The organism is Cognatiyoonia koreensis (assembly GCF_900109295.1).
GTDB classification, from domain to species: Bacteria; Pseudomonadota; Alphaproteobacteria; order Rhodobacterales; family Rhodobacteraceae; genus Cognatiyoonia; species Cognatiyoonia koreensis.
The window spans coordinates 183,815-206,926 of the sequence record NZ_FOIZ01000002.1 but is presented as its reverse complement, the minus strand read 5'-3'; the positions used below and the strand labels follow the sequence as shown (position 1 = coordinate 206,926).

Annotated in this window: 23 protein-coding genes; 16 read left to right on the top strand and 7 right to left on the bottom strand. The window is 56.8% G+C overall.

The window, feature by feature from the left end:
* The first annotated feature begins 25 nt into the window (after positions 1-25).
* Genes BMY44_RS12750 through BMY44_RS12740 form a run of 3 tightly spaced genes read left to right on the top strand, consistent with a single transcriptional unit; the run spans position 26 to position 1,693 of the window.
* The gene (locus tag BMY44_RS12750) at positions 26-763 is read left to right on the top strand and encodes an MlaA family lipoprotein (protein WP_089995457.1); all 738 of its coding nucleotides are present in this window, start codon (positions 26-28) and stop codon (positions 761-763) included.
* A gap of 1 nt (position 764) precedes the next feature.
* Positions 765-1,352 carry an MlaC/ttg2D family ABC transporter substrate-binding protein gene (locus tag BMY44_RS12745; RefSeq protein ID WP_089997157.1) on the top strand — a complete coding sequence of 196 codons (588 nt, stop codon included), beginning with the start codon at positions 765-767 and terminating at the stop codon, positions 1,350-1,352.
* Positions 1,349-1,693 (top strand): hypothetical protein, encoded by a 345-nt coding sequence (locus BMY44_RS12740; RefSeq protein ID WP_089995456.1) that lies wholly within the window; start codon positions 1,349-1,351, stop codon positions 1,691-1,693. The genes BMY44_RS12745 and BMY44_RS12740 overlap by 4 nt, the downstream gene beginning before the upstream one ends.
* Here BMY44_RS12740 and BMY44_RS12735 read toward each other — a convergent pair.
* Complete coding sequence (locus BMY44_RS12735) at positions 1,690-3,813, bottom strand: transglycosylase domain-containing protein (RefSeq protein WP_089995454.1); 2,124 nt, start codon at positions 3,811-3,813, stop codon at positions 1,690-1,692. The genes BMY44_RS12740 and BMY44_RS12735 overlap by 4 nt on opposite strands.
* Before the next feature lie 260 nt (positions 3,814-4,073).
* Here BMY44_RS12735 and BMY44_RS12725 point away from each other — a divergent pair, with 260 nt between their 5' ends.
* From BMY44_RS12725 to BMY44_RS12705, 5 genes are all read left to right on the top strand, one after another.
* On the top strand, positions 4,074-4,412 hold the full coding sequence (locus BMY44_RS12725; RefSeq protein ID WP_089995451.1) for a P-II family nitrogen regulator: 339 nt from the start codon (positions 4,074-4,076) through the stop codon (positions 4,410-4,412).
* Positions 4,413-4,434: 22 nt separating this feature from the next.
* Positions 4,435-5,847, top strand: coding sequence for an ammonium transporter family protein (locus tag BMY44_RS12720; RefSeq protein WP_089995448.1), 1,413 nt, complete (start codon positions 4,435-4,437; stop codon positions 5,845-5,847).
* A 224-nt stretch (positions 5,848-6,071) separates the two neighbouring features.
* A complete protein-coding gene (dgcN, locus tag BMY44_RS12715) occupies positions 6,072-7,073 on the top strand; it encodes an N-acetyltransferase DgcN (protein ID WP_089995445.1) in 1,002 nt (333 codons plus the stop codon).
* Positions 7,074-7,142: 69 nt separating this feature from the next.
* Positions 7,143-8,108 carry an N-acetyl-D-Glu racemase DgcA gene (gene dgcA / locus BMY44_RS12710; protein WP_089997156.1) on the top strand — a complete coding sequence of 322 codons (966 nt, stop codon included), beginning with the start codon at positions 7,143-7,145 and terminating at the stop codon, positions 8,106-8,108.
* Complete coding sequence (locus BMY44_RS12705; RefSeq protein ID WP_089997155.1) at positions 8,105-8,968, top strand: D-amino-acid transaminase; 864 nt, start codon at positions 8,105-8,107, stop codon at positions 8,966-8,968. Before dgcA ends, BMY44_RS12705 begins: the two co-directional genes overlap by 4 nt.
* A gap of 60 nt (positions 8,969-9,028) precedes the next feature.
* Here BMY44_RS12705 and BMY44_RS12700 read toward each other — a convergent pair whose 3' ends face one another.
* Both BMY44_RS12700 and BMY44_RS12695 read right to left on the bottom strand, forming a co-directional pair.
* A complete protein-coding gene (locus BMY44_RS12700) occupies positions 9,029-10,450 on the bottom strand; it encodes a calcium-binding protein (protein WP_165611842.1) in 1,422 nt (473 codons plus the stop codon).
* Between the two features lie 190 nt (positions 10,451-10,640).
* Complete coding sequence (locus BMY44_RS12695; RefSeq protein WP_089995440.1) at positions 10,641-11,858, bottom strand: Coenzyme F420 hydrogenase/dehydrogenase, beta subunit C-terminal domain; 1,218 nt, start codon at positions 11,856-11,858, stop codon at positions 10,641-10,643.
* An 82-nt stretch (positions 11,859-11,940) separates the two neighbouring features.
* On the opposite strand from BMY44_RS12695, the gene BMY44_RS12690 reads away from it, so the two are divergent.
* From BMY44_RS12690 to BMY44_RS12670, 5 genes are all read left to right on the top strand, one after another.
* Entirely contained in the window at positions 11,941-12,567 is a 627-nt protein-coding gene (locus tag BMY44_RS12690) for a hypothetical protein (protein ID WP_089995436.1), read from the top strand.
* A complete protein-coding gene (locus tag BMY44_RS12685) occupies positions 12,564-13,742 on the top strand; it encodes an MFS transporter (RefSeq protein ID WP_089995434.1) in 1,179 nt (392 codons plus the stop codon). Before BMY44_RS12690 ends, BMY44_RS12685 begins: the two co-directional genes overlap by 4 nt.
* Before the next feature lie 60 nt (positions 13,743-13,802).
* A complete protein-coding gene (locus tag BMY44_RS12680) occupies positions 13,803-14,825 on the top strand; it encodes an aspartate-semialdehyde dehydrogenase (RefSeq protein WP_089995431.1) in 1,023 nt (340 codons plus the stop codon).
* Positions 14,826-14,964: 139 nt separating this feature from the next.
* Positions 14,965-16,611, top strand: coding sequence for a DUF4139 domain-containing protein (locus BMY44_RS12675; protein WP_089995427.1), 1,647 nt, complete (start codon positions 14,965-14,967; stop codon positions 16,609-16,611).
* Between the two features lie 136 nt (positions 16,612-16,747).
* Positions 16,748-17,881: a carboxylate-amine ligase gene (locus BMY44_RS12670; protein WP_089995425.1), complete on the top strand. Its 1,134-nt coding sequence runs from the start codon at positions 16,748-16,750 to the stop codon at positions 17,879-17,881.
* On the opposite strand, the gene BMY44_RS12665 is transcribed toward BMY44_RS12670, so the two are convergent.
* From BMY44_RS12665 to BMY44_RS12655, 3 genes are all read right to left on the bottom strand, one after another.
* Entirely contained in the window at positions 17,878-18,186 is a 309-nt protein-coding gene (locus BMY44_RS12665; RefSeq protein ID WP_089995422.1) for a P-II family nitrogen regulator, read from the bottom strand. The two genes, BMY44_RS12670 and BMY44_RS12665, sit on opposite strands and share 4 nt — an antisense overlap.
* 1 nt (position 18,187) lies before the next feature.
* The gene (locus BMY44_RS12660) at positions 18,188-19,165 is read right to left on the bottom strand and encodes a sodium-dependent bicarbonate transport family permease (RefSeq protein WP_089995418.1); all 978 of its coding nucleotides are present in this window, start codon (positions 19,163-19,165) and stop codon (positions 18,188-18,190) included.
* 77 nt (positions 19,166-19,242) lie between these two features.
* Positions 19,243-19,890 (bottom strand): carbonic anhydrase, encoded by a 648-nt coding sequence (locus BMY44_RS12655; RefSeq protein WP_089997154.1) that lies wholly within the window; start codon positions 19,888-19,890, stop codon positions 19,243-19,245.
* 120 nt (positions 19,891-20,010) lie between these two features.
* Between BMY44_RS12655 and BMY44_RS12650 the strand changes: the two genes are divergently transcribed.
* The 3 genes from BMY44_RS12650 to BMY44_RS12640 all read left to right on the top strand — a co-directional run bounded on the left by BMY44_RS12650 (position 20,011) and on the right by BMY44_RS12640 (position 22,740).
* Positions 20,011-20,430 carry a hypothetical protein gene (locus BMY44_RS12650; RefSeq protein WP_089995415.1) on the top strand — a complete coding sequence of 140 codons (420 nt, stop codon included), beginning with the start codon at positions 20,011-20,013 and terminating at the stop codon, positions 20,428-20,430.
* Between the two features lie 115 nt (positions 20,431-20,545).
* Positions 20,546-21,913 (top strand): leucyl aminopeptidase family protein, encoded by a 1,368-nt coding sequence (locus BMY44_RS12645; protein WP_089995412.1) that lies wholly within the window; start codon positions 20,546-20,548, stop codon positions 21,911-21,913.
* Positions 21,910-22,740, top strand: a complete 831-nt coding sequence (locus BMY44_RS12640) for a C40 family peptidase (RefSeq protein WP_089995409.1) — start codon at positions 21,910-21,912, stop codon at positions 22,738-22,740. Before BMY44_RS12645 ends, BMY44_RS12640 begins: the two co-directional genes overlap by 4 nt.
* On the opposite strand, the gene BMY44_RS12635 is transcribed toward BMY44_RS12640, so the two are convergent.
* Positions 22,737-23,075 (bottom strand): DUF2794 domain-containing protein, encoded by a 339-nt coding sequence (locus BMY44_RS12635; RefSeq protein WP_089997153.1) that lies wholly within the window; start codon positions 23,073-23,075, stop codon positions 22,737-22,739. The genes BMY44_RS12640 and BMY44_RS12635 overlap by 4 nt on opposite strands.
* Between the last annotated feature and the right edge of the window lie 37 nt (positions 23,076-23,112).

Genomic DNA, 23,112 nt, shown 5'->3' with positions numbered 1-23,112 from the left:
TCAATGTATCACGACCTGATAGCGAGTGTCTGAGTTGCCTTTACGTCTTGCCCTGCCAACAGTTCTTGTCCTGCTATCCGCCTGTGCGCCAGCACCCGACGGTGTCACCGTTCACGATCCATATGAGGAACAAAACCGCCGTGTCCACGAATTCAACAAGGCGATTGATGAAAGGGTATTCGGTCAGCTTGGCGGTTCCGGCGAAAGCATCGATCCAGAGTTGAAGCAAACGGTGGTTAATTTCGCCGACAATGTCGCACTGCCGGGAATGGTCCTGAACGGTTTGCTGCAGGCCGATATCGGTGGTGCCGCGACAAACACGATGCGATTCCTGATCAATACAACTGTTGGTGTCGGTGGTCTGCTTGATCCTGCGGGCGCAATCGGATTGACCGAAGAGGAAACGGATTTCGGTGAAACCCTCGCTGTATGGAATTTTCCGGAAGGTGCCTATCTTGAACTGCCGATACTGGGACCATCAACCGAACGGGCGTTTGCAGGTCGGATTGTTGATGCGATTATCGATCCGCTGGATAGCGTGGGAACGCGGCCGCAAAAGGACTACGGTACACTAAGCACGCTTGCAGGTCGCGCCATCAAGCGGGATCAGTTTGGCGACACGATCGATTCCGTTTTGCGCGACAGCGCAGACAGCTACGCACAACAGCGCCTGATCTATCTGCAAAACAGGCGTTTCGAACTTGGAACGACTCCTGAATCTGAAAGTGTCGATCCTTATGATGAATTATTCGGAGATCAGTGACATGGCCATAACGCGACGATCCTTTCTGGCGGGCACCGCGGCTGCCGCGTGCATGCCCGACATTGCTGGGGCAACGACCACGGAGGCTGGACAGCGCCTCGTCACTGCGTTGGTGGCCGACGTGAACGCAGTGATCGCATCCGGCGCATCAGAGGCTTCGATGATTCAAAGCTTTGCTGCAATCTTCGATAAGTATTCAGATGTCCCCACCATAGCCCGTTACTGCCTTGGCGCTGACGCGCGCGCGACGTCAGCTAGCGAAATGGCGGCGTACACCGCGGCCTTCCGGAATTATATCGCCACCAAATACGGGCGACGCTTCCGTGAATTTGTTGGCGGGCAGATCGTCGTGGTCGGCGCGAGTCCGGTCAAGAGCTGGATTGAAGTGGAAACCTCTGTCGTGCTGCGCAGCCGCCAGCCATTTCGGATGGACTGGCACGTGTCGGACCGTTCAGGGCGCGATGCATTTTTCAACTTCATTATTGAAGGCGTGAACATGCTCTTGACTGAACGCGCCGAAATCGGTGCGATGCTGGATCGCGAAGGTCGGAGTATCGCGGGTCTGATTAATAGGATGAATGCGATATGATCCGGTTCTCGATTATGCTTGCTGTTTTGCCAGCTATTGCCGCGGCAAATCCTTACGATGGGGTCTACAAGCAGACGGCAAATGCCGAATGCGCACTTGTCGGGGTCGAAGGCGGTGCGCTCGAAATCAAGGATAATATCTTCTACGGCGTTGAAACTGAATGCCGTATGACCCGCCCGGTGAACGTGGTTGATATGGAGGCGACACTCTACACCATGCAGTGTTCGGGTGAAGGCTCTGTCTGGACGGATCGCGCCATGCTGATGAAGCCTGCGGAAGACCCCGATGGCCTCATCATGGTTTGGGACGGCTATGCATTCGTCTATCAGGCTTGCGACTAGTTGTTCACCTGATTGAAGATATTGTCCAACACGTTCTGAATTTCAGCCGGGGCGACGATGCCTTGATCCAGAATCGGTCCTGCACCTGATCCACCCTGCGGCGGTGTTGCTGGCAGTGCTGTCGGTTGCTGGCCGGCCGTCACGCGCGACATCGTCTCGCGCCAGATGTCTGCAGGCAGTCCACCGCCCGTCACGCCTGTCAGGGGACGGTTGTCATCATATCCCATCCAGACACCGGTGACATAGTCACCTGTGAAGGCAATGAACCAAGCATCGCGTGCCGAATTGGTCGTGCCGGTCTTTCCGGCGATCTGCCAACCATCCATACGGGCGCGGGTGCCGGTGCCGCTTTCGACAACCCGTGACATCATCCATGTCAGCTCGCGTGCCCCTGCTTCACGGATGACCCGTTCGCCGATCCCGGTGCCGTCATTGGTCATTAGCGGCGCGTCATCACCCTTGATCCGCAAGTCGAGCAGGCCGTACGGGGTCACCGATGACCCGCCATTGAGGATGCCGGCATAGGCCCCTGTCATTTCAAGCAGCGTGCTTTCCGAAACACCAAGCGCGAGCGCCGGACCTGTGGCGAGGTCGCTTTCGATGCCAAATCCACGCGCAACCGTGCTGACGGCCTCGCGCCCCACTTCTTCAGACAAAACCACGGCCGGGATGTTACGGCTTTCGGCTAGTGCTTGCGTGAGCGTGATGATGCCTTTGAACTGATTGTCATAGTTGCCGGGCTCCCACGGCGGCTGCCCCGGAATTTCGATCGAGATCGGGCTGTCATCAATCAGATCATCGCCGGAAAAACCCAGTTCCAGTGCCGTGGCGTAGATGAAAGGCTTGAAGGCCGATCCAGTCTGCCGCCGTGCCTGGGTCGCCCGGTTGAAAAATCCCTCACTGCGGCCACCGACCATTGCCCGAACCGCACCGTCGGCGGACATCACGACAATCGCGGCCTCTGCTTCTGACGAGGCGCTGACCTTGGTTTCAAAGATGTGCTTCAGGGCGGCTTCGGCGTGATCCTGAATTTCCCGATCAAGCGTTGAACGAATTATGACGTCTTCGGTCGTGCTATTTGTAAAAAATTCGGGACCACTGGCCATGACCCAGTCGGCGAAATAGCTCGCAGTGGATTTGGTGGCACTGGGCGTGAGGGTTGCGGGGTTCGCCTTTGCGTCTGCCGCTTGCTGAGACGTGATATAGCCTTGGGCTTCCATCAATCCGATCACGACACCTGCGCGGCCCTGTGCCCGTTCAAGATTGTTCGTCGGGGCCAGTCGCGAAGGGGCAGGCAAGATGCCGGACAGCATCGCGGCCTCGGCGGGGGTCAGTTCGGCAGCGGATTTCCCGAAAAACCGTTGTGCGGCCGCTTCGAAACCGCGGCTACCGCTGCCAAGATAGGCACGGTTGAGGTAGATCGTCAGGATCTCGTCCTTGGAATACGCAACTTCCATTGCCATTGCATAGACGGCCTCTTTGACCTTGCGCCAGATCGTCCCGCGACGACAATCGGCCTCGTAGGCGGCTTCGTTTTCCCACTGTGTTGGATCGAACGGTGTGCCAAGGCAAAGCAGCTTTGCGGTCTGCTGTGTCAATGTGGAACCGCCGTTGCCGGACAAAGGTCCACGTCCTTCACGCAGATTGATGCGCACAGCAGATGCAATGCCGCGCGGGTCGATGCCTGGATGCCAGTAGAACCGTTTGTCTTCAGAAGCGATGACCGCGTTTTTCAAATACGGGCTGACAGAATTTGCGGTGATTGCTCCGCCGAAGGATTCGCCCCGCACGGTAAACGCCTGTCCTTCGCGGTCGGTTAATGTAACTGAACCGCGTACCCGTCCATCCACGATATCTTCGATCGGAGACATTTGTGAGGCGTAGTAAAAGACAGCTACACCGGTAATGGCCGCAGTCACCAGACCAATGCGCCATGTAAAGCGCCATATCAGTTTGATGGTCCAGATGAAGGGAAACAGGATCCAGCCTACGATGCCCCTCGATTTGCGTGCAGGTGCAGCACGTCGTGGCGCTGGCGACGTCTTCACCTTTTCGTTCGCCGCCTTTGGATAGCGCCGCTCAGCCACCAAAGGCACGCGATTCTTGCCGTTTCCGCTCATCTGCCACTCAATTCGTATTTGTCGTTTTCATGCATCTTAAACAGCTCATCCGCAAATGTCGCGAGCGATCCTTTGCCGATGGGGACTTTCTCTATCTGACTAAAAATTAAGCGAAGGCGGCCATTTGTGCAAAAATTGTGCAATTCGGCTGAACTCACTCCCAAAATCAGGCCCCGCTTCCTTGAGATTCGCCCGAACGCCGCACCTTGTAGCCGCATCCGGCGCAATCAGGGCCGAAGTTCAAGAACGAGGGGACGCACGTGAAACTCATCATCGCAACAATCAAGCCGTTCAAGTTGGAGGAAGTCCGCGAAGCGCTGACGTCCATCGGCGTGCGCGGCATGATGGTATCTGAAATCAAGGGGTTCGGCGCACAGTCCGGACACACCGAAATCTATCGTGGCGCGGAATACGCTGTGAATTTCGTGCCAAAGGTCAAGCTGGAGATCGTGGTTGCAGACACGATGGCCGAACAGGTCGTCAGCACGATCGCAGCGACCGCGAAGACCGACAAAATCGGTGATGGCAAGATCTTCACGCTCGACGTGGAAGGTGCCGTGCGTGTGCGCACCGGTGAGACGAACGAGGAAGCGCTGTAAGCGCGACAGAAGGAACAAATCAATGCAACTCAAGAAATCACTTACGCTCTCTGCCGCGCTGATGGTCCTGCCGACCTTCGCGCTGGCGCAGGACGCACCGACCTTCAACGAAGTTGGCCCCTACATCATGACCACGTTGCTGTTCCTTGTGGGCGGCTTTCTCGTGTTTTGGATGGCAGCCGGCTTTGCGATGCTCGAAGCAGGACTTGTTCGTTCAAAGAACGTCACAACACAGCTGACCAAGAACATCGCCCTCTTCTCGCTGGCAGCGATCATGTACTGGCTGGTCGGCTACAACATCATGTATCCGCTGGGCGAAATGTCGTTCCCTGCTGGGGCAGTTGATGAAAGCCAGATCAACTGGCTGATCTATTCGCTCTCCGAGGGTGTAGACGATGATGGCAATGCCATTGTGAACGTCATCGGTTATTTCGGCGCGATTGGTCAGGCAGTATTGCAGCCGGTCGGCGTGGGTGCAGAAGGTGTGGACCTCGGCTATGCATCTGACTCGTCGGACTTCTTCTTTCAGTTGATGTTCTGTGCGACGACTGCGTCAATCGTTTCGGGCACGCTTGCTGAACGCATCAAGCTGTGGCCGTTCCTGTTCTTCGTCGTCATTCTGACAGGGATCATCTACCCGATCGAGGCATCCTGGCAGTGGGGCGGTGGCTTCGTTTCTGCGATGGGCTTCTCTGACTTTGCAGGCTCCACACTTGTGCACGCGGCTGGTGGCTTTGCAGCGCTTGCCGGTGCCATCATCCTTGGACCGCGCCTTGGCAAATACAACAAGGAAGGCCGCGTCATCCCGATGCCTGGCTCGAATCTGACCCTTGCTACACTGGGTACGTTCATTCTGTGGCTGGGCTGGTTTGGCTTCAACGGTGGGTCGCAGTTGGCGGCTGGCACAGTAGGGGACATCACAGATGTGGGCCGGATCTTTGCCAATACGAACATGGCGGCAGCTGCAGGTGCGGTCACTGCATTGGTTCTTACACAGCTGATCTATGGCAAGGTCGACCTGACAATGGTTTTGAACGGCGCGCTTGCCGGTCTGGTTTCCATCACTGCAGGTCCGCTTGATCCGACGTTGTTTGGGGCGCTTTGGATTGGTGCTGTCGGTGGTGTCATCGTCGTGCTGACCGTCCCGATGCTCGACAAGATGAAGATTGACGATGTTGTCGGTGCCATCCCTGTTCACCTGATTGCAGGCCTCTGGGGGACGCTGGCCGTTCCATTCTACACCGATGGCACAAGCTTCGTAACGCAGTTCCTTGGCTTCGTGATCATCGGGGGCTTTGTCTTCGTCGCCAGCCTTGTGATCTGGGTGATCATGAAAGCAGTCGTGGGTATCCGTGTCAGTGAAGAGGCCGAGATCAATGGTCTCGACACGTCTGAACTGGGTATGGAAGCCTATCCGGAGTTCTCCAAAGGCTGATTTTCTCTCAGCCGTTCACTCCCTGACCCGGGCGCAGAAATGTGCCCGGGTTTCGTATTTGTGCGGAGTGCATTCGCTGTCACGCAAGGTCGTCCGATCATTCTTTAAAATATTGCAAGAATCTCTCGTATCGACGGACTCTTGAGGCAGAATCAAGAAGCACATTGTGGTGAGCTTGGGCAATCCTTCGACACGAATGCGAATCCCGAATAGAAAGACGTATCATGATCCAGACACCCTACCTTTTGTTTCTTGGCGACGCGCCGGACCAGCTTGCAGCCAAAGTAGCGCAGGGGATCACGGATTGGCGGCCGGAAAACGCCGTTGGGCAATTCCGGATGGAAGGCTGCGGCGCGGATCTTGGCATCGTGGATATGACGCTTGAAGAGGGGATCGCAGCTGGTGCGAAGACCCTTGTTGTCGGGGTCGCAAACCGGGGCGGCTATATCTCGGCGGCGTGGAAAGAGGTTCTCGTCCGTGCGCTGAACATGGGATACGATATCGCTTCGGGCCTCCACAATCTCTTGCGCGATGAGAAAGAGCTGATGGCGGCCGCGCGCGTGAACGGACGGACACTTTTCGACGTCCGTATTCCGTCGGTCGCCTATCCCATCGCGAACGGCAAGAAACGGACAGGCAAGCGGTGTCTTGCACTCGGCACGGATTGTTCGGTTGGGAAAATGTATACCGGTCTCGCGATGGACGCCGAAATGCAAAAGCGCGGCATGAAGTCGACTTTCCGCCCTACAGGTCAAACGGGGATCCTGATCACCGGCGGTGGTGTGCCCCTTGATGCAGTTATTGCGGATTTCATGGCAGGTGCGGTCGAATATTTGACACCTGATAACGACCCGGACCATTGGGACCATATCGAAGGGCAGGGCAGCCTTTTTCACGCCTCTTATTCGGGTGTCACGATGGCACTGATTCATGGTGGTCAGCCAGATGCGATCGTGCTGGCCCATGAACCGACACGGACTCATATGCGCGGCTTGCCAGACTATGAACTGCCAACACTGGAAGCCTTGCGGGATCTTTCCCTGACCATGGGCCGGATCGTTAATCCAAACGTCAAGATCGTCGGCGTTTCGGTAAATACCCAGCATCTGAGTGCGGATACTTTCGAGGATCACCTGAGAGAAATCGAAGATCGCATGGGACTACCGACTGTGGACCCGTTTCGCCAAGGGGCCGGGCGTTTGGTTGATGCGCTTGCCGATTTCTGATCTTGAGTGCTCGGGCAGAAAGATTCACCGCCTGACACCAAGCAACGCAATCAGACGGATCGGGTGGCCATGCAGATAGACGTTAACCGTGACGTGTTTCGATTGGCACACGTGTTCACAATCAGTCGTGGCTCCAGAACGGAAGCGCAGGTTCTGACAGCGACCATTGCAGATGGAACGCATGTTGGGCGCGGTGAATGCGTGCCCTATGCACGCTACAACGAAACGCTGGACAGTGTCGCCGACTTGATCCGGGGCCTGCCCGCGGACATTGACCGCGCAACGCTCCAGGACATTCTGCCGGCCGGGGCCGCCCGCAACGCGATGGACTGCGCGCTTTGGGATCTGGACGCAAAACGGGCAGGAAAGCGCGTCTGGGACTTGCTGGGATTGCCCCAGCCGCAACCGGAAATCACCGCCTTCACCCTATCGCTTGATACACCCGAAAAGATGCAGGCGCAGGCGGCGCAGAATGCCCATCGCCCACTACTCAAGATAAAGCTAGGTACGCCGGACGATATGGTCCGACTTGAAGCGGTCAGGCGCGGCGCTCCGGTCTCGCGGATCATCGTCGACGCGAACGAAGGGTGGAACGCCGACGTCTATGCCGATCTCGCGCCCCATCTGGTGCGGCTTGGCGTGCAGATGGTGGAACAACCACTGCCAGCGGGGCAGGACGGAATGCTGGCCGAGATTGCCCGCCCCTTGCCCGTCTGCGCTGATGAATCCTGTCATGATCGTCACAGCTTGCCGGATCTTGTTGGAAAATATGACATGATCAACATCAAGTTGGACAAGACCGGCGGGCTGACAGAAGCATTGGCACTTAAGGCAGATGCCCGTGCGGCGGGCTTTGATGTGATGGTCGGCTGTATGGTAGGATCGTCCTTGGCCATGGCACCGGCAACGATTCTCGCGCAGGGTGTGGCATTCACGGACCTTGACGGGCCGCTTCTTCTGGCCGAAGACCGCGATGAACCTTTGCTTTTCGATGATGCGGGCGTGCATGCGCCTGCGGCAGGACTATGGGGATGACCATGCGCACAGTGTACTTGAACGGGGAATACCTTCCCGAGAACGAAGCCAAAGTATCGATCTTTGATCGCGGGTTTCTGATGGCGGATGGCGTCTACGAGGTAACCTCTGTCCTGGATGGCAAACTGATAGATTTTGCAGGTCACGCCAATCGTCTGCAAAGGTCGTTGAACGAGCTGGACATGACCGCGCCGATTTCGATGGATGACCTGCTCGAAGTGCATCGTGAACTCGTGCGATTGAACAATGTCGATGAAGGGATGATTTATCTCCAAATCACGCGCGGTGCGCCGCCGGACCGTGACTTTGCCTTCCCGCCGAATGATACGCCCGCGACGATCGTTCTGTTTACGCAGAACAAGCCCGGTCTGGCCAACAGCCCTGCCGCACAAAAAGGCATGAAGGTGATCAGCATTGCTGATCAGCGCTGGGGCCGTCGTGATATCAAGACGGTGCAACTGCTCTATCCATCCATGGGCAAAATGATGGCCAAGGCCGCCGGTGCGGATGATGCGTGGATGGTCGAGGACGGGGCCGTCACGGAAGGCACATCGAACAACGCTTACATCGTCAAGGGCAACACGATTATCACGCGCCATCTCGGCAACGAAATCCTGCACGGAATTACGCGCGCTGCCGTTCTCCGGTTCGCCCGCGAAGCCCAGATGCAAGTCGAAGAGCGCAGCTTTTCGATTGAAGAGGCGCAGAATGCGGATGAGGCGTTCATCACCTCGGCCAGTACCTTTGTCATGCCTGTTGTCGAAATCGACGGAATGCCGTTAGGCGACGGTACGCCGGGGCCAGTGGCTGCACGGCTGCGCGAAATCTATCTGGACGAAAGCCGCAAGGCCGCAGTCTGAAAAAGCAAGAAGGGCCGCGCGACCAAACGCACGGCCCCTCTTTCTCTCAATCAGCAGGCGTCAGTCGACCACGGAAACTTGCGCGGCAGCCATTTCGGCGGGCGTTACGCCCAACAGTAGAAATACAGCTTCGCCATCAAGCAGCACCCGCGTATCGGCACCACCATTTGCCGCAGCATAGGTCAATGCGCCAGCGCCGCTGATTTCAATCGTGTCTTCGGCGACATCGAAGTCGGTAACAGTAATGACGTCATCACCATCACGGAACGCGACCGATACAAACGTGTCGCGCCACTCGCCGCCCGTCATCGTATCACCATCGTTCCCGATCAAGACATCCGCACCGGCTCCTCCGTCAAGGACATCAGGATCATCCGACCCGTCACCTTCGACAGCTTCCAGCCGATCGGCACCAAACCCGCCATAAAGACTGTCCGACCCGCCGCCGCCAGTCAGACTATCTGCGCCAAGGCTGCCGTATATGATGTCGTCGCCTTGGTCGCCTTCAACGGTATCGTCGCCCAAACCGGCGTTGATAATGTTGTTATTGCTCAGACCGTCAGCAGAGTCGGTGCGGAGCAGGATCAAATCATCACCATCTCCGGCATTGACCACATCGTCGCCGGCTTCGGTAAGGATGTAGTCGCCAAATTCTGTACCGGCCAAAGTTTCAGAATCGTCGGTGCCAATGATGTTAGGCGTCTCGACGAAAACGATGTCGAGGGCATCGATATCGGTAAAGCCAGCCAGGATTGCGACTGTGTGCCCGGCTACCGTGATTTCAGTGTTTTCGCCATCATCTGACAACGCCGCGGTTGCAGTTTCGGCTGGTCCGGCGGGCAATTCGATAATCAGTCGTTCGTCTTCCGTGAAATCAGTGATTGTCACGGGGTCTTCATCGCCGACAAACGTGCTTACGACGAATTCGTCACGGCTGCCACCGCCCGTAACAGTATCGCCGTCGTCCGCAAAGATAAGGTCATTCCCAAACCCGCCATGAACCGTATCAGGCGTGCCTTCTGATCCGGCGTCCTGCGTATCGATACTGTCATCACCAAGATCACCAAAAATCGTGTTCGATCCCAAGTCGTCGATAATTACGTCGTCACCATCGCCTCCACGAATAAAGTCATCGCCAGATGCATCACCAGACAACGGGGTAGAGGTATCGTCACCGCCTCGCAGAAACACACGGTCGTCGCCTTCGCCGCCTGAAATGTCGTCATCTCCGTCGCTGCCGAAAATCTGGTCGTCGCCGGCATTACCTTCGAAGGCACCGGGCTCTTCCAGCCGCACGTTCTCTCCCGCGACAGGTTGGGGTTCGGTTGGCGGTTCTCCTTCGCCGTTGCCGTCCTCTCCGACGCCAAGTGTGCCTTCTCCGGTGTCGTTGTCATCATCGCTGTCGGACGACCCACCATCCAGCAGCAACAAGCCGAGCGCGATCAAAAGAATTGTTGGCAAATAAACGATTTCAGCAATCATGACATTCCCCCACAGAACAAAACTGAAAACAAAAGCAAGCATGTCAAAGGACCGCTGGCGTCCAGATACTTAATGCTGGGTTCGGCAATTATGTCAATAATGTGTCAACTGACGGAGTGTCTATTTTTGTAAATAAAGTTAATAACTTATCCATTGTCGCCAAACAGGAAACGATCAGTCCATCCGTGTACTATTGATGCGTGTCATCGCGTGGATTTCTAGACTCTGACTTCTTGAAACCATAGGGTGCGACCAACTGCCAGACATGCTTCGGAACCATGTTTTTCATCTTTGCAGGCGCCTCCCGTTCCAAGTGCAAAACCGTTTCCGCCGCCTTCATTTCCAGCCGTGCTCTTGCAAACTCCAACCCGCGCGGTCCGATCTTTGGCATAAGCCATCCCATCACGCCTCGCATGAAATTGGGCATGCGTCGGACGGGCAGGCCACCTGCCGCAAGCCTCGTATTGGTGATGAATCCTTTGACTGCGCCTGTCCGGTTGCCTTTGCTGCGCGGTGCATCAAGGGTCAGTTCGTTCCTGATTCCGGCAAGCATTTCTGCCCCACGTCCATTGCGCACAATCAGCCATTGATCGCCTTCGCCCGCCATGTAACCGACAGTGATGTCGGCAAGCCTGTTCGTGTAATCGACACAGGTCTTGCACGTGAGTGGGAAGAAATCCGCAGGCAGGTCCGAAATCGGTAGCTTGAGGAATGGAATAAGTTCTTTCCGCCCATTCTCAAACCGAAGTTCAACATGATAGTCCGCGCGGAATTCAAGGTATGTGACCGTTTCAGGCGCATCGGTAAGTCGGTCAACAAACGAATGGAAGTTCTCGGTCGTTGTGTTGTCTGAACAGGGTGTTCCGATTGCGTAGATCCTTTCGAAACCCAGTTTTTCTTCAAGCGCGCGCAGCGCATAGACCTGACACGGGATACCAATGACAGCGATCTTCTTGTGCCCTGCCTCTGCTGCGGGTTCCAGAAGGGCAAGCAAAGGTGCGTATCCCATGCGCATGCCGCGCGCGCGGGCCATATCCCGCGCTTGTGTGATGATCGCAGGTACTGGTTTCCAGCGATCGTGCGCATCGGGAACCATCGTAAGGACAGCATCAACGGCACCATCTTCCAGCAGTTTTTCGGCCAGTCGCGTCGTGATTCCTGTCCATTGCGCGTCTTGTTTGGGGGGCGTAAGCGCTGCGCGATACATCGCTTGCGTGACGCCAAAAAATGTTTCGTCACCGTCACCAGCTTTGCGCCCATGCACGCGGCTTTCGGCACCATCGTAATCCGGCTTGATAAACTGACAGGCCGCCCCGCAAGCCGATGGATCTTTCATCCGCGAAACGCCGCAATCAGTGCAAAGCGTTCGCGCGGGTGCCTCGGCAAAGTCGGGAAGGGCATCTTTCATGACGGCACTCTAGCTGGGCATGGGTGTGTGTCCAGTCAGATTGACACTTGTGCAGCCATGGGCCGCATGTCACGAAACCGGAATGAAAATAACCTGCCTGCATACAATGGACATTCATATCCCGACGTTCGATGTCTTATTCAGGGAAATCGCACCGCAGGCAGAGGTTTCGCATGTCATTCGTGGTGATCTGTTGGCGCGCGCCCAGACCGAAGGTATCCCCGGCATCCGCGCTGATACGCTTGCGGCATTGTCGGCACTGGATGGCGATGCAGTGCTGTGCACCTGTTCCACACTTGGCACGATGGTTGATGAGCTTGCAGACCCGCGCGTGTTGCGCGTGGATCGCCCGATGATGGAAGAGGCGGTCAGAACCGGCCCGAAGGTTTTGATGGCCATCTGTCTGGAAAGCACGCGCGGCCCGTCACTCTCCGTTCTGGAATCCGCTACGCAAGGGCTTGGTCTGCCATTGGATGTGACGGTTCATTGTTGCGCCGGGGCATGGCCGTTTTTCGAGAATGGTGACAAAACCGGCTTTGCCACTGCAGTCGCCGCGTCAGTGCGAACGGCTGTGAATGACCATAACAGTGTAGTTCTCGCGCAAGCCTCCATGCAGGGCGCGGCACCATTGCTGGCAGATCTTGGAATACCCGTACTGACGTCGCCCTTACTGGCGGCGCAGGCGACCGTAGCGCAGGCGAAATCGTGAAGCGCGGCTTATTTGTTCTGATCCTCGCCTATGTGCTGTCGCAGTTCTATCGGGCCTTCCTGCCGGTTCTGACCGTCGATCTTCAGGCAGATATCGGTGCAGCCCCCAGCGATCTAAGCTTTGCGTCCGGGATTTGGTTTCTTGTTTTTGCAGCGATGCAGATCCCGGTGGGATCAGCGCTTGACCGGATCGGACCTCGCCGCACGGCAACCGCCCTTTTTGCCTTTGGGGCAGGCGGCGGCGCGCTTGTGTTCGCGCTGGCACAAAGCCCGTTGCATATCACGCTTGCGATGGCCCTGATTGGCGTCGGTTGTTCGCCTGTGTTGATGGCCGGATACTACCTGTTGGCGCGCGGCTTTTCCGCAAGAATGTTCGCGACCCTTGCGGGGGCGATGATTGGTATCGGATCGCTTGGAAATATCGCAGGCTCCGCCCCGATGGCCTGGACTGTTGCAGCACTTGGCTGGCGCGAGACCATGTTGGGGCTGGGCGGCCTATCACTGATCGTTGCCGTCCTGATCTGGGTTCTGGTGACAGACCCTGAACGCGTCGAAAGCACTGAAAAGGGTTCGGTGCTGGACCTTCTGAAAATGCCGGTGCTCTGGCCGATCATCGCGATGGTTTTCGTCAATTATGCGCCGGCTGCCGGGATTCGCGGACTTTGGGCCGGTCCTTACGTTGCGGACGTTTTCTTGTCAGATGCGCAGACAATCGGTGTGGTGACGCTGATTATGGGCCTGGCCATGATCGCGGGCAATTTCCTGTATGGGCCATTGGATCGGATTCTTGGAACACGAAAATGGGTGATCTTTGTCGGCAACAGTATCGGGCTTGTCGCACTGATCGGGCTTATTCTCGCGCCGAGTCGGGATCTCTGGGTTTCAACCGCGCTTCTGGCGGCTGTCGGTCTGGGCGGATCGACATACGCAGTACTGATCGCCCATGCCAAGGCTTTCGTCCCGCCGCACCTGACAGGACGTGGTGTCACCCTGATGAACCTATTCAGTATTGGCGGGGTCGGGCTTGCCCAATTTGCGACAGGACCGATTCACACCTATGGCGTGACGAACTGGAAACAGGCGCATGATCCCTACGTTTTGATCTTCATCTTTTTCGCAAGTGTGATGGCATTGGGGCTGGTTGCCTACCTCTTCAGTCGCGATCGCACGGACTAATCCTTCCCTTCGCTGCGCCTGCACGGTAAAGGGGCAGCGGTTTAACCAAGGATAGGATCAATGGGTTATAGAATCGTCGTCGTTGGCGCCACGGGCAACGTGGGTCGCGAAATGCTCAATATCCTCGCGGAGCGTCAGTTCCCTGTGGATGAAATTGCAGTGTTGGCCAGCCGAAAATCGCTGGGGAGCGAAGTATCTTTCGGCGACAGAACCCTAACCACGAAAGACCTTGATACGTTCGACTTCACGGGTTGGGACATGGCGCTGTTTGCTGTCGGGTCCGATGCGACCAAGAAATATGCGCCTTTGGCTGCAAAGGCCGGATGTGTCGTGATCGATAACTCGTCGCTCTATCGCTACGACTCCGAAGTGCCGCTAATTGTCCCCGAAGTGAACGCGGATGCGATCCACGGCTACAAGAACAAGAATATCATCGCGAATCCGAATTGTTCGACAGCTCAGATGGTCGTGGCTTTGAAGCCGCTGCACGATCGCGCGCGGATCAAGCGCGTCGTCGTGAGCACCTACCAATCCGTGTCCGGAGCGGGCAAGGAAGGGATTGATGAACTGTGGGACCAGACCAAATCCATCTACAATCCGACCGACGACAAGCCGCCCAAGAAGTTCACCAAGCAGATCGCGTTTAACGTCATTCCGCATATCGACGTTTTCATGGATGACGGGTCGACCAAGGAAGAATGGAAGATGGTCGCGGAGACAAAGAAGATCGTCGATAAATCCATCAAGGTCACGGCGACATGTGTCCGCGTGCCTGTGTTCGTAGGTCACTCCGAAGCGGTCAACATCGAATTCGAAGAGTTCCTTGATGAAGACGAAGCCCGCGACATCCTGCGCGAAGCACCGGGCGTCATGGTGATCGACAAGCGCGAAGACGGTGGCTACGTGACACCGATCGAATGTGTCGGCGATTTCGCGACCTTCATTTCGCGCATCCGTCAGGATTCTACGATCGACAACGGCCTGAACCTGTGGTGCGTGTCCGACAACCTGCGCAAAGGTGCGGCATTGAACGCCGTCCAGATCGCCGAACTGCTTGGACGCGAGTGCCTTAAGAAAGGCTAGAAGGCGAAACGACAGATCTAATCGACCCGGAAACCCTGTCGCAATCGCGGCAGGGTTTCTTTCATGACGACGCGATTGTTAACTTGGCAATGCGGACGCTGCTGGGCATGGTAAACAAAAAATACAGGGACAGTACGCCATGCGCCTTACACCAATCGCAGCAGCCACATTCGCAGTCACCGCGCAGATCGTTTCAGCCGAGACCTTTGTCGCTACCGCAGACCCGACCGCCGTGACCATTTATCCCAGCGCTGCCAGCGTCCTGCGCGAGGCGACGATCGACCTGCCCGCGGGAAATCACACGATCATCGTGCCTAATCTACCAGCGCAGCTGCGTGCAGAGTTTGTTGAAGTCACTGCAGATCAGGGCATCACGATCGGGGCCGTTAACCTTGCCACAGGACGTATGCCCGCTTTGCCTGACACCAGATCCGAAAACGTTCTGGCCGCCCAAGCCGAAGTCGACCGGTTGCAAGAAGTGCTGCGCCAAAGTGATGTGGCCATCAGCGAAATCAGATTGCGGTCGCTTGCAGCAGAAGAACAGGTCGCATTCTTGCGTGGGCTTACTGCAACAACCACAGACCCGGATGATGTAGGCGCGGTTCAAGCACTGGCAGACATGGTAGGCGCGGAAATTCTTGTGCTAAGACGGTCCGCCTTTGCAGCCGAACAAGAAGCTCTTGCAGCGGAACGTGCGCAGGCGGACGACAGAAAAGCGTTGGCAACCGCCGAACAGGCGCTGGCTGCCTTGATCGCGCCGTCAGACGACCGTGCCACACTGACCTTTGCCGTTGATGTCGCCGAAGCCACCAGTGTCGGCTTTGATATCACAAGCATTGAGGGCGAGGCATCCTGGGCCCCTGACTATAATCTCCGGCTGACCACTGGCGACAGTCCAACGCTGCTGATCGAACGCAACGTGGTCATTTCCCAAAGTACCGGGCAGGACTGGGTCGATGTCGCATTGATCCTGTCCACAGCCGAACCCAGCGGACGCGCAACGCCTTATCGTGCCTTCGGTGAACGCAAAAGCATCATCAGCGAAGAGGAATATCTGGCACGTCAGCGCTTGGACACCGGGAATTCTGGCGGACTCGCACCTGCTGTTCTGGAGGCACCAGTCGTTGTTGCCGATATACCCGCAACAGTTTCTCTGTCGCGCCGATCCCCCGATGGAATCGCTGCGTCGTATGACTATCCACGCCCGGTAAGCATCCGCAACGGTGTCGAAGACTTGCGGCTGCCATTGGATGAACTGACCTTTGATGCGACACAACGCGCCCGCGCCGTGCCGGCAAAGGAAAACGTTGCCTACCGAATGGTCAAGTTTACGAACGGCGACGATATTTTGCTGGACGGTCCGGCCCGTTACTTTGCCAACGGCGTTCTTGTCGGTTTCGATGATCTGCGACGAATCCAGCCAGGTCAAACGACCGAGATCGGCTTTGGCGGCATTCAGGGACTTCTGACCAAGCGCAATGCACCAAACCTGTTACAGGGTGCGGTCGGTATTATCGCGCAGGAAAACCAACGCAATGAAACCGTAACGCTGACGCTGGAAAACCTCACGACCGAGGACTGGCAGATCCAGGTCTTTGAAGGGGCACCCTATTCGGAACAGACAGACCTAGAGATCACGTATACCGCCGACCCCGATTATGAGCTGTCACAGTTCAACGGGCAGCGCGGTGTCTTGGAATGGACAATCGACCTAGCTGCCGGAGAGGAAACGCAGATCATCGTCGATTACGCACTGACGTGGCCCAGCGGGTTCAGGTTGGAATAAGCACCGCTATCGTCCGGCCATCCATCTTGCGACGAAACGGGGGGCTTTCCCCGAAAGGGGACCGTCAGGCATTCAATACTGACATTCGCGGCAAAGTTGTTAGCTTTACGGAAATGCTGTGCAAGGAAGATCGACGATGGACCATTCTCCGCCGCCATTCACGCTGGGTGTTGAAGAAGAATACCTGATCGTTGATGCAAAAACGCTGGACCTTGTAGCTGCACCCGACGCGTTGATGCAGAACTGCATTGATGAACTGGGGGACAAGGTCAGCCCAGAGTTCCTGCGTTGCCAAATCGAAGTCGGCACCGGTGTTTGCGCAACGGTCGCAGAGGCACGCGCGGATCTGGCGCATCTGCGTCGCACGGTAAAAAACGTCTGCAGTCACTATGGCCTCGCGCCGATTGCGGCCTCCACCCATCCGTTCGCGGATTGGCACAAACAGAATTTCACCGAAAAGGAACGGTATCGGACGCTTGAAAAGGATCTTGCAGGGGTGGCCCGGCGGATGCTCATCTGCGGGATGCACGTTCACGTCGGGATCGACGATGATGATCTGCGGATCGATCTTTTGAATCAGTTCTCGTATTTCTTACCGCATCTGCTGGCACTTTCGACGTCCTCTCCATTCTGGGAAGGCACTGAAACAGGATTGCGGTCCTATCGGTTGACCGTTTTCGACAACTTGCCACGCACTGGCATCCCGCCCATATTTGCCAGCTATTCTGAATTCGATCGCTCGGTTCAGGCGATCGTGGACACGGGAATCATCGAGGACTCGACCAAAATCTGGTGGGATCTGCGACCCTCGGCGCGGTTTCCAACGCTCGAGTCACGCATTTGCGACGTCTCACCTCGCATTGACGATGCCATGGCCCTGACGGCCCTGACGCAAAGCATCATGGCGATGCTGCACAGCCTAGGTCGCCAAAACATGCGCTGGCGGCAGTACGAGCGTTTCCTCATTGAGGAAAACCGCTGGCGGGCACAGCGGTATGGCATCTCAAAAGGTCTGATCGATTTCGGTGCCGGCGAGGTGGTTCCCTTTTCGGACATGCTGGAAGAGTTGATCGCACTGGTCACGCCGCACGCGGGCGCATTGGGCTGTCTTGATGAGGTCCAGCACACACGCCACATCTTGCGCGATGGGACCAGTGCAGACCGGCAAGTTGCGACATATCAGGCGGCGTTGAAGGACGGGGCCGACGAACCCGAAGCATTGCGCGCCGTGGTTCAGTCACTGATTTCGGAATTCGGCGAAGGTCTCTAGAACCGCTCTGCCCGCAGCACCTGCGCGTCGGTGACAGATACGACACCGATATGTGGCTCAACCACAGTGAAAGCGGCTTTAAGCAAACCGTCCAGTCGTTCCGGTTTGATGAGGCAAATCACATTGACCATGCCGGATCGGCCCAACTGACCATCACGTGTCCATTGTCCCGATCGGCCCGAACCGCCGGTGACTGGCATGATCGTATATCCGGTCACACCCGCTTCCATCAGGGCATCGGTCAGGCGGCTTTCAAGCGGGGCTTCGATCACGATCGATACGCGCTTTGCTGAGTGCATTTCCATGTCAGCCTCCGGTGACTGTTTGGGCGATGGCAAGATAGATCGGAATACCAAGCGTCAAGTTAAACGGGAAGGTGACCCCCAATGACAGCGTGAGATATATAGCCGGGTTGGCCTTTGGCAATGCGACACGCATAGCGGCAGGGACAGCAATATAGCTGGCAGATGCTGCAAGGATCATCAGCATCACAATCCCGCCGAGGGACAGGCCGATCACGACGCCAAGCGCGAGGCCGGTCAGCGACCCGATCATCGGCATGAGGATGCCGAACGCCACCATTGGCAGTGTCACGATCCCTTTTGCCTGACGCAGTCCACGTCCCGCGATCAGACCCATATCAAGCAGGAACAGGCACAAGACGCCTTGAAAGGGCGACACGATGAAAGGTGCGATCTGGGCAAGTCCCTTTTCACCGGTCACCATGCCAATCACGAAGGATCCGACCAGCAAGACGATTGACCCATTCAGCATGATTTCCCGCAGCAGTCCGGGTGCCATCTTGCCGTTGCCACCACCGCGGGCCACAAGCCAAAGCGCGGACAGGATGGCCGGGGCTTCCATCGCGGCCGCGACAGCAACCATATAGCCTTCAGAGTCAATCATCCGTTCTTGCAAGACGGACGTACCCGCAACGAAAGTGACAATCGAGATCGATCCGTAATGTGCAGCCACAGCAGCGGCATCCAGCGGCTCCAGCCGTGTGATCAGGCGCAAAAGCCCAAAGGCGACAAAGGGCAAGCCAAACGATAGCACGATCCCCGCACCGACCGCTGCAAGAAGGGTGCCATCCACGCCATGTGAGGCGACGCTGGCCCCGCCTTTGAAGCCGATCGCGAAAAGAAGGTAGATCGACATGCCTTTGGCAACGGCTTCGGGGATTGTCAGATCGGATCGGGCAAGCGCGGCAGCCAAACCCAGCGCAAAGCTAAGAATGATCGGCGATATCAGGTTCGCCAATGCGAGGTTGACAATTTCCGACATGGTAGGCCCCCGAACGTTTGCCGTTGCTTAACGTTGGGGCAGGAGAATGCAAGATCAGATTGATCGGCACCTGCGAACTAGAATGGAACGAACCCGTCTGTTTCTGCGTCATAGGCTTCCAGCGCACCTTCGCCGATATCGTGCCAAAGTCCATGCAACGAAAGATTCCCGTCCTTGACGGCGTCCGACACAAAAGGAAAGCCCATTAGGTTACTAAGCGAAATCACGACGGATGCTTTCTCAAGCGTCCGCATCCGCTCTGCCTTGTCACCTTTGGGCAGCTCTTCAAAGCCGGGACGCAAGATGTCCATCCATCGCCCGACAAAGCTTTTGGGATCATCCAGTTCCGGGGCCTCGCCCGAACACATTTGATAACACCCTTCCACACCACCGCAGCCTGAATGGCCAAGCACGATGATATGGCTCACCTTCAAGCCGCGAACCGCGTATTCCAGCGCTGCCGAAGTGCCGTGATGATGACCGTCAGGGTTATGGGGCGGGACAAGGTTCGCGATATTGCGGTGGATAAAGAATTCCCCCTGATCGGCCCCGAAAATCGATGTGACATGAACCCGACTGTCACAGCACGAGATCACCATCGCCCTTGGATGCTGCCCGTCTTCGGCAAGTCTGCGATACCAGCCCTTGCTTTCCTGATAAGTCGTGGCCTTCCAGCCATGATAGCGTCTGACCAGATAGTCAGGCAAAGGCTTGGCATATTTCATGTGGGCGTCCCGGGTCGTCTTTTTGGCTGTTTCTTCAATACGTCGCATTTGCACGAATTTCGAGGGATTTCTTGCATCTGTCTCAACCTTCTGGGAACGCGCGTTCGCTAGGCTGAGCGCATGAAACATGACACTCTCTTTGCCGTCGCGCCTGTGCAGGCGGGCTCGACCGTGACGATCCTCCAGTTCAGGGGGCGCTTGGCGCTTGATCCCGACCCGTTGGCTGAAATCTACGCAGCACAGGGAGAAGACGTCGCAGAAGAAACAGTATGCCGGACCCTCGCGAATCTTGCGAACCGGATTAGCGCGATTCAGGACCACCATCGTCAAAGCGCGTTCGGGGATATTCCGCTTCCCGCGCGGCGTGTGGCGGCGATTGCCGGGCAGATCGGCCTGACTGAGGTGGCGCTGGCGGCAACCCATCTGGGAAATGCGGCAACACAGGCTGACGGCGTCGCGATAGAGGCGACGCTATCGCGGCTTGAGCGTTGTTTCGATCTTGCGATGAGCGAAGTCTGGAGCTTTCGGGACAGCGTGTGACCGTTTTGCAGACGTCCGCTCAATGCTTTTGAACCATCCCGACGTCCAACATTTCGAATGCCACTTGTCGCGCCTGTAACAGCCGCTACCCTAGCGCAAAAATACAGGAGCCTGCATGTCCCTCACTTTTGCTGCCGCGACCGCCGACGCGATCCCGATTCATGTCATTGATGCGGAGCATCTGGATACGATTCCGAAAGAAGCAACCGATTGGGCAAAGTTGCATGGCTTCAAGGGGGCACCGGGAACGACACTGATCATCCCGGATAAAACCGGCGCGATCGCAATGGTGCTGGTTGGCAATGGCTCTGCGACGGTACGCAAACGCGGGCGCTTTCATTTTGCACAAGCCGCGCGCGCGTTGCCGCTGGGAACCTACCAGATCGCGAGCGGGCTGACCGGTCAGGCCCTTGAAGAGGCAGCACTTGGCTGGTTGCTTGCCAGTTATACGTTTGACCGCTATCGCTCGGAATCTCCTGATATTGCACATCTGGTGGCACCAGACGGCATCGACGCAAAACGCATTGAAATTATCGCAGCCGGAGAGACGCTGACTCGCGATCTGATCAATACGCCTGCTTCAGATATGGGGCCCGCAGAACTGGCCGATGCCACCAGGCAACTCGCCCGTGAACATGGCGCAGAGGTGAACGAAATTGTCGGTGATGATCTGATTACATCCAACTTTCCCATGATCCACACGGTCGGTCGCGCGTCCAGCCGTGCGCCGCGTTTGCTTGACCTACGTTGGGGTGACAGTGGACCGACGCTGACACTCGTCGGCAAAGGGGTGTGCTTTGATACCGGTGGCCTGAACATCAAACCGGGCGCATCGATGGGGCTGATGAAAAAAGACATGGGCGGCGCGGCAACCACCTTGGGTCTTGCGCATATGATCATGGCGCTTGATTTGCAGTTGCGATTGCGGGTTCTAATCCCGGCCGTAGAAAACAGTATCGATGGTAACGCTTTTCGCCCGCAGGACATTCTGACGTCCCGCAAGGGATTGACCGTTGAAATCAACAACACGGACGCCGAAGGCCGCCTTGTTCTTGCTGATGCACTGACGCTCGCGGATGAGGATACGCCTGACCTTGTGATTTCGATGGCGACGCTGACCGGAGCAGCCCGTGTCGCCGTCGGGCCTGATTTAGCGCCATTCTTCACGGATGATGACGCGCATGCCGCGGCAATATCGGCCAGCGCGGCCAAGGTCGCTGATCCCGTCTGGCGTTTGCCGTTCCACGATCCCTATGAAGAAATGATCGAACCTGGCATCGCGCATCTGGATAACGCACCCAAAGGTGGGATGGCTGGATGTATAACGGCGGCCTTGTTTCTGCGCCGCTTTGTCGAGGCACCCTACATCCATTTCGACATTTATGGCTGGCAACCAGCCCCCGCACCAGCACGTCCCAAAGGCGGCGTCGGCATGGGCGCGCGGGCAATTCTGGATGCATTGCCAGAACTCCTGAAGCTGTGACCGATCAACGGCTCCATCCGGCGAATGCGCGCGTCGCGCACGAAAGTTTGCGGGGAACTGTCGATGGTGTGGCGTTCACGCAAGGTATCTCGCGATCTGTCGCTGTGCCTGTGCTTGATCTGCAGGTCACTGCCGATGCTGCGCGGGGAAGCAGGGACAGACAGCGTCTGATGGGCGATCTTGTCAACGTGCTGGAAGACGTGGATGGCCGTTCGTTCGTGGTCTGCCCTGATGGGTACGTCGGATATGTCGACAGTACCGGGCTGTCTGATTCCGTCGCGACAACGCACTTCGTTTCCACCATGGCAACGCACGCCTTTCAGGACGAAGACTTCAAATCCACCACCCGGTTTCACTTACCCTTTGGCGCGCGTCTGCGCGTTCAGGCGGAACGTCAGAAGTTCTATGAAACTGACGTTGGATATGTCCCGAAAAAGCATCTTCGTCCAATGGACCGCCCATTCGAAGACCCCGCGACGATCGCGCAAATGCATTTCGGCGTGCCATATCTGTGGGGCGGCAATTCAACCCTCGGCATTGATTGCTCGGGCCTGATCCAGGCTGCGCTTTCCGCCTGCGGCATAAACTGCCCGGCGGACAGCGATATGCAGTGCGATGATCTGGGCACCGCTCTAGCGGACGACGCAAAGCTGCAACGCGGCGATCTGATCTTTTGGAAAGGTCATGTCGGCATGATGGTAGATGCAGAAACGCTGATACATGCAAACGCCCATCACATGGCCTGTCGGTACGAGCCGTTCGACCAAGCATGTCTCCGGATTGAAACGCAGGGCGATGGTCCTGTTCAGGTACGCAAGCGGCTTTAATCGACGATCCGTATAAGTTTGCGTTCCAGCACCCGCAGCACCTGCCTTAAGTCATTGCCGCGTTTCAGCACCTGACCGTTTGCACCAATGACGGCATACTGGCCTTGCCTCAGGCGTAGTTTTGGCCGCTTCTCGATCCGGTAAAGCGGATTCTCCGCAGTCCTTTGGAAGACCGAGAAAACGGCCTGATCACGCAGGCATGAAATCCCGTAATCCCGCCATTCACCAGCAGCGACCATGCGACCATAAAGGGCAAGAATCGGTGCGAGTTCAGTGCGGTGGAACGCAACCTGATCCGGAAACGCGACGTTGGGTTGAGGCGATTGCATAAACATTCCTACAGACTTGCGGGGATTGTTTCCAAAATCAAGG

What these genes read in the sequence shown, in the direction of transcription:
- BMY44_RS12745 (WP_089997157.1), top strand. Translation starts at nt 765, where the DNA reads ATGGCCATAACGCGACGATCCTTTCTGGCGGGCACCGCGGCTGCCGCG.
- BMY44_RS12740 (WP_089995456.1), top strand. Translation starts at nt 1,349, where the DNA reads ATGATCCGGTTCTCGATTATGCTTGCTGTTTTGCCAGCTATTGCCGCG.
- BMY44_RS12735 (WP_089995454.1), bottom strand. Translation starts at nt 3,813, where the DNA reads ATGAGCGGAAACGGCAAGAATCGCGTGCCTTTGGTGGCTGAGCGGCGC.
- BMY44_RS12720 (WP_089995448.1), top strand. Translation starts at nt 4,435, where the DNA reads ATGCAACTCAAGAAATCACTTACGCTCTCTGCCGCGCTGATGGTCCTG.
- dgcN (WP_089995445.1), top strand. Translation starts at nt 6,072, where the DNA reads ATGATCCAGACACCCTACCTTTTGTTTCTTGGCGACGCGCCGGACCAG.
- dgcA (WP_089997156.1), top strand. Translation starts at nt 7,143, where the DNA reads ATGCAGATAGACGTTAACCGTGACGTGTTTCGATTGGCACACGTGTTC.
- BMY44_RS12705 (WP_089997155.1), top strand. Translation starts at nt 8,105, where the DNA reads ATGACCATGCGCACAGTGTACTTGAACGGGGAATACCTTCCCGAGAAC.
- BMY44_RS12700 (WP_165611842.1), bottom strand. Translation starts at nt 10,450, where the DNA reads ATGATTGCTGAAATCGTTTATTTGCCAACAATTCTTTTGATCGCGCTC.
- BMY44_RS12695 (WP_089995440.1), bottom strand. Translation starts at nt 11,858, where the DNA reads ATGAAAGATGCCCTTCCCGACTTTGCCGAGGCACCCGCGCGAACGCTT.
- BMY44_RS12690 (WP_089995436.1), top strand. Translation starts at nt 11,941, where the DNA reads ATGAAAATAACCTGCCTGCATACAATGGACATTCATATCCCGACGTTC.
- BMY44_RS12680 (WP_089995431.1), top strand. Translation starts at nt 13,803, where the DNA reads ATGGGTTATAGAATCGTCGTCGTTGGCGCCACGGGCAACGTGGGTCGC.
- BMY44_RS12675 (WP_089995427.1), top strand. Translation starts at nt 14,965, where the DNA reads ATGCGCCTTACACCAATCGCAGCAGCCACATTCGCAGTCACCGCGCAG.
- BMY44_RS12670 (WP_089995425.1), top strand. Translation starts at nt 16,748, where the DNA reads ATGGACCATTCTCCGCCGCCATTCACGCTGGGTGTTGAAGAAGAATAC.
- BMY44_RS12665 (WP_089995422.1), bottom strand. Translation starts at nt 18,186, where the DNA reads ATGGAAATGCACTCAGCAAAGCGCGTATCGATCGTGATCGAAGCCCCG.
- BMY44_RS12660 (WP_089995418.1), bottom strand. Translation starts at nt 19,165, where the DNA reads ATGTCGGAAATTGTCAACCTCGCATTGGCGAACCTGATATCGCCGATC.
- BMY44_RS12655 (WP_089997154.1), bottom strand. Translation starts at nt 19,890, where the DNA reads ATGAAATATGCCAAGCCTTTGCCTGACTATCTGGTCAGACGCTATCAT.
- BMY44_RS12650 (WP_089995415.1), top strand. Translation starts at nt 20,011, where the DNA reads ATGAAACATGACACTCTCTTTGCCGTCGCGCCTGTGCAGGCGGGCTCG.
- BMY44_RS12645 (WP_089995412.1), top strand. Translation starts at nt 20,546, where the DNA reads ATGTCCCTCACTTTTGCTGCCGCGACCGCCGACGCGATCCCGATTCAT.
- BMY44_RS12635 (WP_089997153.1), bottom strand. Translation starts at nt 23,075, where the DNA reads ATGTTTATGCAATCGCCTCAACCCAACGTCGCGTTTCCGGATCAGGTT.